Annotated in this window: 10 protein-coding genes and 3 pseudogenes; 5 read left to right on the top strand and 8 right to left on the bottom strand. The window is 61.6% G+C overall.

Translation table 11 applies throughout. The features are described from left to right. Positions 1-66: 66 nt before the first annotated feature. The 5 genes from LGR54_RS01595 to LGR54_RS01615 all read right to left on the bottom strand — a co-directional run bounded on the left by LGR54_RS01595 (position 67) and on the right by LGR54_RS01615 (position 7,277). Positions 67-1,380: a hypothetical protein gene (locus LGR54_RS01595; RefSeq protein ID WP_230360235.1), complete on the bottom strand. Its 1,314-nt coding sequence runs from the start codon at positions 1,378-1,380 to the stop codon at positions 67-69. Positions 1,381-2,018: 638 nt separating this feature from the next. Then, a complete protein-coding gene (locus LGR54_RS01600; RefSeq protein WP_230360236.1) occupies positions 2,019-3,533 on the bottom strand; it encodes a restriction endonuclease in 1,515 nt (504 codons plus the stop codon). Next, entirely contained in the window at positions 3,512-4,597 is a 1,086-nt protein-coding gene (locus LGR54_RS01605; RefSeq protein WP_230360237.1) for a DNA cytosine methyltransferase, read from the bottom strand. Before LGR54_RS01605 ends, LGR54_RS01600 begins: the two co-directional genes overlap by 22 nt. Further along, positions 4,594-5,694: a DNA cytosine methyltransferase gene (locus LGR54_RS01610; RefSeq protein ID WP_230360238.1), complete on the bottom strand. Its 1,101-nt coding sequence runs from the start codon at positions 5,692-5,694 to the stop codon at positions 4,594-4,596. The genes LGR54_RS01605 and LGR54_RS01610 overlap by 4 nt, the downstream gene beginning before the upstream one ends. 512 nt (positions 5,695-6,206) lie before the next feature. Continuing rightward, positions 6,207-7,277, bottom strand: coding sequence for an IS110 family transposase (locus LGR54_RS01615; RefSeq protein ID WP_255607143.1), 1,071 nt, complete (start codon positions 7,275-7,277; stop codon positions 6,207-6,209). A gap of 436 nt (positions 7,278-7,713) precedes the next feature. Between LGR54_RS01615 and LGR54_RS01620 the strand changes: the two are divergent. Then, positions 7,714-7,872 (top strand): annotated as a pseudogene (locus LGR54_RS01620) (TRAP transporter large permease subunit); the annotation flags it as partial. 15 nt (positions 7,873-7,887) lie between these two features. Beyond that, positions 7,888-9,075, top strand: a complete 1,188-nt coding sequence (locus LGR54_RS01625; protein ID WP_230360240.1) for a PLP-dependent aspartate aminotransferase family protein — start codon at positions 7,888-7,890, stop codon at positions 9,073-9,075. 53 nt (positions 9,076-9,128) lie between these two features. Here LGR54_RS01625 and LGR54_RS01630 read toward each other — a convergent pair whose 3' ends face one another. Then, positions 9,129-10,022, bottom strand: a complete 894-nt coding sequence (locus LGR54_RS01630) for a LysR family transcriptional regulator (RefSeq protein ID WP_230360241.1) — start codon at positions 10,020-10,022, stop codon at positions 9,129-9,131. 114 nt (positions 10,023-10,136) lie between these two features. On the opposite strand from LGR54_RS01630, the gene LGR54_RS01635 reads away from it, so the two are divergent. From LGR54_RS01635 to LGR54_RS01645, 3 genes are all read left to right on the top strand, one after another. After that, positions 10,137-10,889 (top strand): SDR family oxidoreductase, encoded by a 753-nt coding sequence (locus tag LGR54_RS01635; RefSeq protein ID WP_230360242.1) that lies wholly within the window; start codon positions 10,137-10,139, stop codon positions 10,887-10,889. A gap of 47 nt (positions 10,890-10,936) precedes the next feature. Further along, the gene (locus LGR54_RS01640; RefSeq protein WP_230360243.1) at positions 10,937-11,839 is read left to right on the top strand and encodes an SDR family oxidoreductase; all 903 of its coding nucleotides are present in this window, start codon (positions 10,937-10,939) and stop codon (positions 11,837-11,839) included. Between the two features lie 69 nt (positions 11,840-11,908). After that, positions 11,909-12,412: a DUF1097 domain-containing protein gene (locus LGR54_RS01645; protein WP_230360244.1), complete on the top strand. Its 504-nt coding sequence runs from the start codon at positions 11,909-11,911 to the stop codon at positions 12,410-12,412. Between the two features lie 185 nt (positions 12,413-12,597). On the opposite strand, the pseudogene LGR54_RS25915 reads toward LGR54_RS01645, so the two are convergent. Both LGR54_RS25915 and LGR54_RS01650 read right to left on the bottom strand, forming a co-directional pair. Further along, a pseudogene (locus LGR54_RS25915) lies at positions 12,598-12,902 on the bottom strand (hypothetical protein); the annotation flags it as partial. A gap of 3 nt (positions 12,903-12,905) precedes the next feature. Continuing rightward, positions 12,906-13,440: pseudogene (locus LGR54_RS01650) on the bottom strand (fatty acid desaturase); the annotation flags it as partial. Positions 13,441-13,558 lie beyond the last annotated feature (118 nt).

Consider the following 13,558-nt stretch of genomic DNA (forward strand, 5'->3'; position numbering starts at 1 on the left):
CAGACGGCTCGGTTTAGCTCGCTTATGCGAAAAGCCGCCGTTCCAACTACAACCCTTCGTCGGCAGTCAGGTGTTCGGAATGCGGTATTCCTGCGCCGTCTTCGCTGCGTTATTGCCGGCAGCCCAGGTGCGATAGATCAGGCTCTCGTCCGCGAGGAAAAACTCACCGCCAAGCACCTCGGCCCCATCCATGACGAGTCGCTTCTTCATGGCGTCCTCGCCGGCAATCGCAACGTCTGCGTTGGCATATGGCGCGGTATCGGGCTGAGGGTTTGGCTTTAATACTTCCCAGTTGAAAGCCCCTCTAGGGTAGGCGCTTTGGATCTGATCGCGACGCGCTTGGGGGCTCTTCGAGAAGCCGACTTTGATGATGTGCTTGTCTTCGAGGTCTTCCAACCGACGATCGAGATAGGCAGCGATGTTGCCCGTGAGGCGGAGGATGTAGAGATGCTTCGGCCCGTCCGTTTCACCGACCCAATACGGCCGTGAGGCCGGCCTCACGGCGCGGCTTGTGCTGAGGGCGGATTCTAGGGTCTGGATTGTGGGGTCGACCGGGTTGGTCTGCCCATAGACAGGCACTTCGTAGACGTCCAGTTCGTAAAGCTTTGCCACCTCGTCGATCGAGAGCAGCACTCCGCTAGCGCCGATGAACTCTGGGTGAGCGCTGTTGTAGGCTAACGGAAACAGGTCCTCGACCCTACGCCAATCCTCCGGAATGATCCTCCACGCTCTGGTCGCCTTCACGGCATAAAGCCACTTTCCGCGGGAGTCGGGATCGCGCTCCTTCTCTGCCCAGCGATCCCCGGAGATGAATTCTCGCGCGTGGCCTATCTCGTGGGACATCTCGAGCAACCCGACGACCTTGCCGCGCATGTTTTCGGGGCCTTTCCCCTTGGTCACGTAGATCGCAACCAGCGTTCTCGGCTTCGAGTTCTTCAGGTAGCGCGTCCGTCGGGCCTCGTCGGCAAAGCCGATGCATCCCCAGTTGGCCGGATCGAAGCCCCAGAACGACGTCAGCCAGACCTGTCGTCCGTCCGGCAGCGTGTCGGCTGGTGGTGCGAATTCCGGAAATGACGTCCAATCAAATGCGAACACGTCCTGCTGGCTGGCCTCGATGTCGATGGCTCCGAGCACGCCTCGAATGTACGTCATTGCGTCCTCCGCCGGATACCGTTCCCCTTTCTTCACCAGGATCGTCGTGAGAGGCGGCAGACCGCGCTCCGCCAGTTCGTGCAGAATGACCTCGAGATTACGTCCCAGTCCACGACCCGTCGGATGGCTCCAGCCTATTGCCTCGCCGACCTGATGGTAGGTCGTCCGACGTTTCTGCAGAGCCTTAGCGGCTAGAAAACGGGCGATCGCGAACTGAAGTGCATCCATGCGCTATCTCAATTCCAGTGGCATGAGGACGGTGGCCAATTCATGTTTCTCTCCCAAACGGCTTCAATACAACGATAGCTAAAGCTTCAGCCGTCCATACTTGGTCACTTTATAACTTCGAAGGGCCAGTCGAAGTATGAGTATATCCGTCGTCAGGCTATCTGGCGCAGCTCGCGAGGAAGATTAGCGGAGTGCGGGGCTCTCCAGTTCTGACCGTACAGTGGAACAAACACAGGTGGGTATAGGGCTATCGCTCGTGGCGCTGAAATTAAAGTATTGAAGCCAAGGATCGATCATTTCCTCTCCATGGGATGTTAAGTCATCCAATTTGTCGCCAGCGCTTCCACCTGTCGTAGAACCGTCTTTGACGTGCTCCCGGTTTCTTGGGCCGGCTGGGACTGGAATTTTCCACTAGTGATCCCCTTGTCGGGGACCAGGAGACTTCCATGAAGGCATCGAAGTTGTCAGCGGCCTAGGCTCGAAAACCGTAACGTCGTCGACTTGGAATTTGAACCTTGACGGACCGCAACGAAAGTCGGAGGGACCGTCGCAAGCTCATTAGGTACAGCGGTTTCAGGTTGCGTCCTGTTTTGGGTGATAGCAACTAAAAGTCTAGGGGTGGATCCGGGGCGGTTCAACTACCCCAATTCTTCAATCTGAACGCCACGCTGCGGAGCCTTCCACTCAAGGATGGCACGTGCCCGCTGCTCGAACTGGCGGAATAGGCCGGCGACCCCTTCGGCAAGGTAAAGGGCAAGGCCGTCCTGGTCGATCAGGATAGCTTGGTGACCACTGGTCTCAGCGAGTTGTCTTGCGTGCAAGTGAACAGTCGAAGTGAATACGCCTGTTGTGATGATAAGAATGACCTGAGCCCGGTAAATCACGGCCATTCCGATTTCCTTGGCCAAGGCCGAGACATGTACTTTGGGCATGTTCTTGCACTGGACCATCCAGCGGTGAAAATGCGTGTCTGCCCCTTCAGCGATCAGGTCGACTTCAGCGCCGTCGTTTTGTGTCCCGCGCTCACGAAAAGCTACGGGGGTAAGTCCGAGTTCGTAGAGAATACGCACAGCGAGTGTCTCGAGCGCCAGGCCTTTGACACCCGTGTCCCCGCTCTTGAGCTCATCCATGATCTGGCCGATCGGCCGTTGCAGGTGACGGCGTACTTCCCCAGGGATGCCTCCCAGGTTTGCCAGGTCTAGATAGGTGGGATCCACCGAAGCCAGTTGTTCGGTGGCGCGGACGGTGCCGGACCCGCCACCCCTCCCGCGTCCTTGGCTTCGCCCACCCGCTGTCTCCGAGTGCGTTAGCCAACCATCGCTGACCAGCGGATTGATGACGGCTTTGCGCAAATCGTCGGTGCGCTTGAACACGCTCGGATGGGTGGCCTGACAAATGGCGCGCAAATCCTTGACGAAAACGTCACGTGCTCCATTCACATCCAAGTCCCGGCGCAGCGCGGCGGCAAAAACCTTCTGCCGGCCAGTTAGCTCAATCGCCTTGTTGGCGTCATCGATCGACATACCGACCAGAGACTTGAGAACATCTTCGTTTATGGCGTAGCCAGTCGGCGCGAGCACGCCGGCTTTACGTAGCCACAACAGATAGATCAAATGGTTCTTCGAGCTTGTCGAAATTGGCGTTCCGGCCTTGGTTACAAATCCGTGGCGGTTCAGTTCTTCGGCGAGCGAGGTCTTGTTGATGGCTCGTCCGCTCGACGCCATGGCCCGCACGATGCGAAGGATCTCGATGCCATGCAACCCCAACAGGATGTGTTTGGCGAACAGACGGTCGGCTTCCACTTCCAATGGCTCAACAAGGAGCCGCTCCCCCAGCAGCGTGAGCTTTTCAGTCTCTTCGTTGTAGACCTTGAAGCTGTCCATGCCGATCAGGACATTGCTGGCAAGCTGGCGCTGCTGCGTGTGCCGGCCTTTGGCATCGGGTTGCTTCGCAGCCGCATCCAGAAAATAATGCACCCGAATAGCTTCCACTTGGGCTTCGCGACCGGATGCATCATTGACCAGCTTCAGCACCACCGGCAAGGAGATCGGATTCTTAGCGGGGGCACCCGGACTAAAGTCGTTGGCTATCGGCAGAACGAGCGAATGGTCGCTCTCTTCGCCCCCCAATTCTAAGCTACCTTGGCCGCCCATGTATAAGTGCTCCGAAGCTGCGCAGCGATAGCCCGGCCGATCGCTTCCGCCAGGACCGGCGGGACCGCGTTACCAAGCTGGCGCCACTTCTTGTTGACATCACCGAAGAGCACGAAATCATCGGGAAACGACTGGAGCCGCTTCACTTCCTCCATCCTGAGAACGCGATTGCGCCAGTGTAGAGGGCCCATATTATTGGTGCGCTTAGCCTGAATCGTCCAGGATGGAAGATCGGGACTGAGCTTCAACAGATACGTCCAATAGCGCGAACGCCATTTAAATTGGGGATTTGGATAGCCGCGTTCGGCCGTGAAATATAGGTAGTTCTCGCCGGGTGGCAGCTCTTCTAGGAGGTGCTTGAAGCGGCCGCCGGCTGTATGTCCCCGGTTGTCGGCCGCCTCCTCTGTGTCGATATCGCTCAGCACATCTCCCGCCGTCACCCAAGGCGCAAGGCCTGTCTCCGCCGGCTCCTTGGCATGCGACGGCGCCGGGAACTCGAAGGGCTTGTTGCCGAGAAGTCCGACCACAAAGCATCGCTCGCGAATTTGCGGGACACCGTAGTTGGCAGCATTCACGACGGTCCAGTTGACCGAGTAGCCAAGTGACTCCGCTTCCTTGATGACGGAATCCAGCGCGGAGCGGTGGCCACGGTAGGTGAGGCCCTTCACGTTCTCAATAAGGAAAGCAAGCGGCCGGACCATCCGGATCGCAGCCAACACCGCACGAAAGCTTCCCGCTCCTGCAGGATCCGCGAAGCCTCTGGGAAGATCAGTGCGCCAGAAGCGTGACTTTGAGAAGGGAGGACACGGCGGGCCGGCAGCCAACAGCGCAACGGGACGCTTGAACTGCTCGAACCACCGGTGCATGTCGCTCTCGGGCCAACTGACGATGTCCTCGCAGCGAACATCAGCCAAGGGGAAGTTCGCCTTGAAGCTGGCAACGCAATCCTTGTCCATGTCGACCGCAGCCAGGGTCGTGAAACCGGAGCGTTCGAGCCCGTAGTCGAGACCTCCGCACCCGCTGAACATCGAGATCGAGGTTAGCGCTGCCAGGCGGGCGGTCATGTGATAGCCTCAAGCACCTTAATGATGACCGCCGCGGCCATCTTGGGCGGGACCGCATTACCGATCTGTCGGACGCGCTCACGCCGGCTTCCGGCGAAGCGATACCCATCAGGAAAGCTCTGGATGGCAGCCAGTTCGGGAGTCCGCAACCGACGCGTCTCCCAATGAAACGGGCCTGTCCAAGGACCCGGCGATGCTGCGACGGTCCAGGACAGCTTCTCGGGATGCAGCTTCAGAAGGAAGTTCCAGAAGCGGCTTTCCGCTTCGAACGTGGGATTGGGATGACCCGCCCAAGCCGTATGGGCCTTGTAGTTCCAGCCCGGTGGTACATCAGCGAGATGATCAGCCCAGCGACCCGACACAACCTCCTCGCGCTCGAAAAACTCCTCGCCGGCATAGGCACTGATCGCCTCACCGACGCTGACGAAAGGTTTGAGAAAGATTGACGATTCCTCGGCATGGGTAATCTCGGGCATCGCCGGCGTCTGCGACCGGCTTCCAAGGATGAACACGCGCTGGCGCTTCTGCGGAACACCGAACTCTGCGCTGTTCCCTTTGAAGATAGAAATCTTCATTCCTGCGTCCTTCATCGTATCGATGAAGAGCTCGACTGTCGTGCGATTGCGGGGATGGAAAATGCTGGCTACGTTCTCGAGCACGAACCCATCAGCCTTGGCCTCGATGGTGAGACGCGCGAACTCGAGCAGAAGATTTCGACGATCGTCGGGCCGCGGCTCCGTGATCGACGGCGGCCGCTGGTACACCGCGTCGTCACCACGGTAGAAGGCGAGGCGAAGGCGCAAGTCCTCGCCTGAATCGGTCCAATAGGCGTTTTTAGAAAAGGGCTGGCAAGGTGCACCGCCAATCACCACGAGTGGGTCGGACACATTCAGGCCCGCCATTTGACGCAATTGCTCGCCGGTGAGATCTAGGACACTGCCCTCATGTACAAAATGTCCGTCGTCCGCCTCGTTCAACCGCAGTGTTTCGCATGCCCTCGGGTCGATCTCCACTGATAGCCGAAGGTCAGCGCCAGCGATCCGGCTTGCTATGCCAAATCCACCAGCGCCGGCGAAAAGATCAACAACTGGTAGCACTGCATAGCCCTTTGAAAGGTAACCATTGATTTAATCGGCCGCGACGGTGGCATACAGGCATCTATGCGGCTCCTGAGTGATTCTCGTCAACAGCCGGAGCCCTGTCTACCGTACTCATCCACGGGTCGCCGCAGATGTTATGTTCTTGATATGTTCCCGTCAACCTTCTTCTTCCCAGTTCGAGGCCTAAGATAGGCCGATCGAAATTGCCCTCATCTGGACTGATACGATCGCGATGCTACCGACATGTCCGTGTGTGGACGCCCCGTTGGATGCAAGAGGTTTTTGAGGGCATGTTGCGCGGGTTCAGGTGCTTCCGTGTGTCCGGCCTGTTGATGCAGCATCATCACGGCTGCTGGCCTGTATGGAGATCGCGGATCGAGTGCAGATCGCTTTTGCGCGCTCGAGGCGCCCGGACATTTCACTGGTTTTCCCGCCCCCGCCTGCTGACCGTTGCGCCATACCTCTCTGCTGACCTTACCTCGCGTCCCTGACGCCTCAAGCCGTGGCTGTTATGCCGCCGCGGCCGGAGCTCGGTAGGATCCACCGTGCGCCATCAGCGCCCAGACGATCCTTGCCATCTTGTTGGCCAGTGCGACCGTGACCAGCATACGCGGCTTGCGAGCCAACATGCCGGCCAGCCAGCCGCTAGCCTTGTCGGGATCGCGCGCCGCGACCTTGGTCGCCGAGCTCGCGCCTAGGATCAGAAGCCGTCGCAGGCTGCGCTCCCCCATCTTGGTCGTTCGCCCGAGCCGCTCCTTGCCGCCGCTGGAGTGCTGTTGCGGGACGAGACCCAGCCAGGCCGCGAAGTCACGCCCGCGGCGGAAGGTGCTGGCGGCTGGCGCCAGTGCGACCAGCGCCGTCGCGATGACCGGACCAATGCCCGGGACGGTCATCAACCGCTGCGCCACCGGGTCTGCCTTCGCCCGGGCCGCGATCTCGCGGTCGAGAAGAGCGATCTGCGCCTGCAGTGCCTGCAAACCATGTGCGATGACGACCAGTACCGGCCGCGCTTCAACCGGGATGTCTGATGTGGGATCGCCGACGATCTCGACCAGCTTGCCGACATGTCCGACACCCTGCCGCACGACATAGCCGAACTCGGTGAGGTGCCCGCGCAAGGCGTTGATCAGCTGGGTGCGCTGGCGCACGAGGATGTCGCGCGTACGAAACACCACGGCCGATGCCTGCGCCTCTGCACTCTTGCCCTGAACGAACCGCATCGTCGGGCGTTGCGCCGCCTCGCAGATCGCCTCGGCGTCAGCCATGTCGTTCTTCTGCCGCTTCACGAACGGCTTCACGTACGCCGGCGGGATGAGCCGCGTATCGTGGCCCAAAGCAGCGATCTCGCGGGCCCAGTAGTGCGCGCTCGCGCAAGCCTCCATCGCCACGACGCACCGTGGCAACGACGCGAAGAACGCCAGAACCTGGTCACACCGCAGCTTCTTGCGCAGGATCGTGTTACCGCCCCGGTCCGCGCCGTGAACCTGGAAAACCGACTTGGTCAGATCGATGCTGATTCTGCTGATCTCACTCACGGACACCTCCTCCAGTGGTGATGAAACACCTCCACTCTGGCACATAGATGCCGTCAGGGGGCGTCCACCCATCGCTTTCGGGCGACTTGCGAATGTCGCTGAATGACTGACATGAGGGCGCAAAGCGGGCGTCGCTGAAATGGCAGCCGAAGGTCAGCAAAGGGTCAACAGCGCCTGCGTCACCTTCGGCAGTTGTGCTGTGCCTCACAGCGGCACCTGCCGAAAAACAGGTGTTTTTGGCCGCCGGCAAGGTGGACGCTTAGCGTGAGGCGGTCGATCAGAGTTTAATGTACGAAAAATACTGGCGATTTGGTCGACTGTACGAGAATCGACGCGCGAGGTTTTTAGTCACCTGTCGCTGACGCCAGCCGCCGGGTCCCAACTCGATTTTGAACCCCTCATCGGGCTGCCGGCTGATAGCCAGGTCGATACTTACTAGCGGCTACTAAACGGACTGGGCCGAACGCTACGGCGTCGACGATTCGCCCCGCCCTTCGGCGTCGGCTACTATGCGGCCAGCGCGATCGGGCGCGTCAATCCGGACGAGGGCATGAAGCCGATCGTCGGCTACATGATCGCCCTTGTGATCGGGCTTCTGCTGGTCGCGGCCTTCCCCTGGATATCGATCGGGTTTCTCTGAGAGGTCGACAAATCGATGCGGATACCCAGCAAGAACGGTCGCCCGATCCACATCAGGACGCTCGCGGTCCACGGCGGCCAAAAGCCGGATCCGGCGACCGGCGCCATCGCTCCGCCAATCGTGACGACGTCATCCTACTCCTATGGCAACTTCGATACGGGGGTCGATCGATTCACCGGCGAGAAGCCCGGCTATCTCTACAGCCGGTTTGCCAATCCCACAGTTGCCGTGTTCGAAGCCAAGATGGCCGCGCTCGAGGGAGGCGAAGCGGCCGTCGGGTTCGCAAGCGGCATGGCGGCCATCAGTTCCACGCTTCTTGCCATGCTTTCGGCGGGCGATGAGATCATCTCCGTCGGTACCGTCTACGGCGGCACCGAAGGCGTGATCCGATCATTATTGCCGAGATTTGGTGTTCGATGCGTCCAGCTTGCCAGGCTCGACGAGCTCGCCGCGGCGATGACGCCCCAAACCCGCGTCGTTTACGTCGAAACGCCGGCGAACCCGATTCTGGGCATTGTCGATCTGGAAGCAGCATCACGCATTGCGCATGCCGGGGGTGCTGTCGTCGTCGCGGACAATACGTTTGCAACGCCATGCCTGACCCGCCCGCTGTCGCTCGGAACAGATATTGTCGTCCATTCCGCGACAAAATTCATAAGCGGGCACGGCGATGCCACCGGCGGGATAGCCGTCGGCACGGCCGAGGCGATGCAGAAGGTGAGGCAGGCGGGCATGCTGCAGCTGGGAAGCTGTCTCAGCCCTCACGATGCCAGCTTGCTTATCCGCGGCCTGAAGACCATGCCGTTGCGCGTAGAGGCGGCCTCGCTGAGCGGACAGAAGATCGCGGAATATCTGAACGGGCACGCCGCCGTAGGAAGCGTCTTCTACCCCGGTCTTCCCGACCATCCCGGACATGATATCGCGGCACGCCAGATGACGTTGTTCGGGGGCATCGTCTCCTTCGAAATGACGGGTGGCCGCCACGCCGCGCGCGCCTTTCTGGATAAGCTGAAGCTCGTGACGCAGGCGGTCTCAGTCGGAGACACCGATTCCCTTGCGTGCCATCCCGCCACCACCACCCACAGCGCTGTCCCTCCAGAGTTACGCCAGAAGAGCGGTATCACGGACGGACTTGTACGATTGAGCGTGGGTATTGAACACGCGGATGATTTGGTCAGCGACATTGAACAGGCGCTGCAATGAGCCTGGTCAGGCGTTTGACGGGACCGAACGCCGTTATACGGCGTCCTCCTGCGTCAGGCCGTCCTTGATCTGAACTGCTCCGCCATCCATTCGATGACGACGCGTACACGCGGAGAAAGCTGGCGCGTGTGCGAATAGAGAACGTGGACCGGGAGCGGCGTCGGGGGATAGTCGCGCAGAATCTCGACCAGGGCTCCGCTGGCGAGCTCGGGCGCGACGCGATAGCGCGGAACCTGGATGATCCCGAGTCCCTGGCAGGCGCAAGCCACATTGGTTTCGGCGCCTGTCACGGTCACGAGCGAAGACGGCGTGATCTGCCGTTCCCTGCCCCTGTCAAGAAAGACGAACGGGCTGACCGCGGCGGCATCGGGGGCGAAAAGGCCGACGATGCGATGGTTGTCGAGATCGTCCAGCGTCTGCGGAATGCCGAAGCGGTCGAGATAGGACGGGCTGGCGAAGGTACCCCGGCCAAGTTCAGCGAGCTTCCGACGTATCAACGGGCTGTCGCTCAAGATGCCGGCCCGCAGGATGCAATCGAACCCTTCCCGGACCATGTCGAGCGCCTGATGCGCCTCACCGATATGAAGCCGAATTCCCGGATAGGTGTCGAGAAAACGGGGAAGCCCGGGCAGCAGAAAGTGGCGGGCCTGCGTGCCATGCACATCGACCCGCACCAGGCCGCTTGGCTTGGCACCGGCAAAGGCACCTTCGGCATCTTCCAGGTCGGCGATCAGCGCCAGGCAGCGCTGGTAATAGGCCTCGCCGTCGAGGGTCGGGCTGACCTGGCGCGTCGTCCGCTGAAGCAGCCGCACCCCCAGCCGCACCTCCAGCCCCTTCACCGCATCGGTGACGGACGAACGCGGCAGCCCGAGATCCTCGGCAGCTTTGGTGAAGCTGCGGCGCTCCACAATGCGGGTGAACACCCGCATGGCATCGAAACGGTCCATTGTTCGCCTACTCGGATAGTGTTGCCAATTTATGCCTGATTATCTCCTTCATTGGAACGGGCATTGTCTCCTCACACCCGCCGAACACCGGCGGACAGCAAGGAGCAGGGAACAATGACCAACACTTTCACCAAAGCCGCCGGCAAGGTCGCGATCGTCACTGGCGCCTCGGGTGGTATCGGCGCGGCGGTAGCCGAGCGCCTCGCCAGCGACGGCTTCACCGTCGTGGTGAACTACGCCGGCAGCACCGCGCAGGCCGAGGCGCTGGTCGCCAGGATCGAAGCCGCCGGCGGCCGCGCCGTCAGCGCGCAGGCCGATATCTCCAACGTCGAGGCGGTTCGCCGCATGTTCGACAGCACAGAGGCGGCCTTCGGCGGCGTCGACGTGCTGATCAACAATGCCGGCATCATGAACCTGGCGACCATCGCCGACAGCGACGATGCGCTGTTCGACCGCCAGATCGCGGTGAACCTGAAGGGCACCTTCAACACGCTGCGCGAGGCGGCCAGGCGGCTGCGGGACGGCGGGCGGATCGTGAACTTCTCCTCCAGCGTTGTCGGCATGCTGCAGCCGACCTACGGCGTCTATGCCGGCACCAAGGCCGCGGTCGAGGCGATGACCAAGATCCTGGCCAAGGAGCTGCGCGGCCGCAACATCACCGTCAATGCCGTCGCTCCCGGCCCGACCGCGACCAAGCTTTTCCTCGACGGCAAGCCGCAGGAGGTGATCGACCGGCTGGCCAAGCTCGCACCGCTGGAACGTCTCGGCCAACCCGAGGATATCGCCGCAGCCGTGTCTCTGCTCGTGGGTCCGGATGGCGGCTGGGTCAACGGCCAGACCCTGCGGGTGAATGGCGGAATCATCTGATCCCGCGCCCGCCCGCCAATACCCAATACCTTCCAGGGACGAACCTCATGTCAAAGCTTGTCATTCTCGTTACCGGCGCCTCGTCGGGCTTCGGCCTCATGACCGCCAGGGCCCTCGCTGCGGCCGGCCACATCGTCTACGCCTCGATGCGCGAAACGGAGGGGCGCAATGCGGCTCGCGTGGCTGAAATCGCCGCGTGGTCGGAGGCGGAAAGCGTCAACCTGCGCACTGTAGAATTGGACGTCCAGTCCGATGCCTCCGCCGATGCCGGCGTCGCCCATGTCCTCGCCGAGGCGGGGCGCCTCGATGTCATCGTCCACAATGCCGGCCACATGGTTTTCGGCCCCGCTGAGGCGTTCACGCCCGAGCAGTTCATGCAGCAATATGACGTCAACGTGCTGGGCACGCAGCGGGTCAACCGCGCCGCGCTCCCTCACCTGCGCAAGCGGGGCAAGGGGCTTCTGGTCTGGGTCGGCTCCTCCTCCACGCGCGGCGGCACCCCGCCGTTCCTGTCGCCCTATTTCGCGGCCAAGGCTGCGATGGACGCGCTCGCCGTCTCCTATTCGACCGAACTCGCGCTCTGGGGCATCGAGACCACCATCATGGTGCCGGGCGCTTTCACCAAAGGCACCAACCACTTCGCCCATTCGGGCAAGCCATCCGACGCCCCGCGCGCGGCCGAATACGAGGCCGGCCCCTATGCCGGCATCGCAGACAAGGCGCTGAAGGGGCTCGCCGGTCTCGAACCCGCCGATGCCGATCCCGCCGAGGTCGCCCGCGCCATCGTCCGCGTGGTGGATGCACCTTTCGGCCAGCGCCCGTTCCGCGTCCATGTCGACCCGTCGCAGGACGGAGCGGAAGTGGTGAACGCGGTTGCCGACCGCATGCGCCGCGAGATGTACCGCAACATCGGTCTCGAGGAACTGCTCGGGCCGCGCGTCGTCGTCTGACCGGCACCTCGATGGCCGGAACCGTCAGCGTTCCGGCCACGCACTCTTAACCCTCCGGGAGAAATGATCATGACCAGCATGCCTGCAACCGCGTCGCGCTGGAAGGCGCCTCTCGTCTTCCTCGGCTTCGGCGCCATAGCGGCTGCGGTCGCCTCGACCGCGGCCTTCACCAGCCTCCATCTCGGCCTCGCGCCCTGGGCGATGTTTGTCGGCTGGGTTGCCTATTTCACCCGGCCGATCTCCGGCCGGCAGGGCGTCTATACCTGGCTCTGCCTGCTGTGCGGACTGTTGCTCGGCGCGCTCGCCGTTCTCGCTCTGAGGGAGCTGATGCCGATGATGGGCCCCTTTGCCCTCGCGCTCGTCGTTTTCGTGGTGGCAATGGTGGTCGTCTCGATGCGGGCGATCCGCATCCTCGACAATATACCGGCCTGGTTCCTCGGCCTGATCGCCTTCTTCGCGGCGCATGTTGAACCATCGCTGGGTGGGCTCGCGGAACTAGGCGGCACCGGCGCGCTCGGATCGGCTGCCGGCTGGATCTCGCAACGGCTGCAAGCCCTCCTCACGAGACACTGAAACGGCGAGACATCCCTACCGGACATGCTCCATACTTCCCCCACTGAGCCCGCGCTTCGTGCTCCATAGCACCAACCGTCTCAAACTCGGCTCGCAGGACATGTACAATCCTCGTCAATAGATCCTCAGCGGATTTGGCGACGGTGATTGGGGTCGACGAGACGACGCTTCATGTACTTATCTCGTCAGATGGACACTGGCAGATCCTGATTATCGCCGTTAAGGGGGAAACTAGTTGATCTGTCCGGTGATGGGGTGCGTACGCCGTCGAGCACCGAACATGACTCCTCACCCTCGCCGATAGCGCGAACCTCGATACTGCAGGATGTCCCACCGGCATAACCGTCGCCGCAAAGCCCGGCTATGCCGTGAAGATGGAAGGAGCGATAACGCGGAAATCCCCCTCCCGGCGCATGCCGAGAATGCCCTCGACGCCGGCCTGATGTATCCAGCCGGCCGAGCCAGCGTACCAGCTCCAGCCCCGCCCCGCATGCCGCACGCATCCAAAGCTCTGCCAGAGGGTCAGGCGGCCAATGTCGCGTAGGTCCGGTCGCGCAGCACTTCCCGCAGTCGGTAATAGAGAATGCGGCTGCAGAGGTGATGCATATGGTGCATGCCGATATTGGCGATGAACCAGCGCAGCACGCTCGGCAGGTCATAATGCGAACTGCCATGCAGCGCGGCCTCGTGGAATTTCCAGTTCTCGTTGCCAGCCCAGTGCGTGCCCTAGAACTGGTGCTGCATGTAGAACAGCCAGACGCCGGCACCGGCGGCGGCGATCACGATGGGCAGGTGTGGACCAGCAGGAACGGTCCAACGCCGAAGGCCCACATCAGTAGGCCGGCAGCGACGACGATCTCCAGATTGGTGGTCATGATGCAGATCCACGGCTCCCGTCCCTTGCGGACGACGCCGAGCGGCAGGCGGCTCTGTAGCAGGAAGAAATAGATCGAGCCGATGCCGAACATCACCAGGGGGGTGCGGTAGAGCCGGTAGCGCAACCGTCCCCAGCGCGAATGCGCCGGGTATTATTCCACCAGACCTCCAATATGGCGCGGAGGAATGTACGGACATAGGAGCCCCGACAACGTCTCAATATCCCGATCCGCGGGACGGCTGCGAACATGGAGCCTGGTCTTCGTCCGC

This window comes from Ancylobacter sp. Lp-2 (genome assembly GCF_020523795.1).
Lineage (GTDB): Bacteria > Pseudomonadota > Alphaproteobacteria > Rhizobiales > Xanthobacteraceae > Ancylobacter.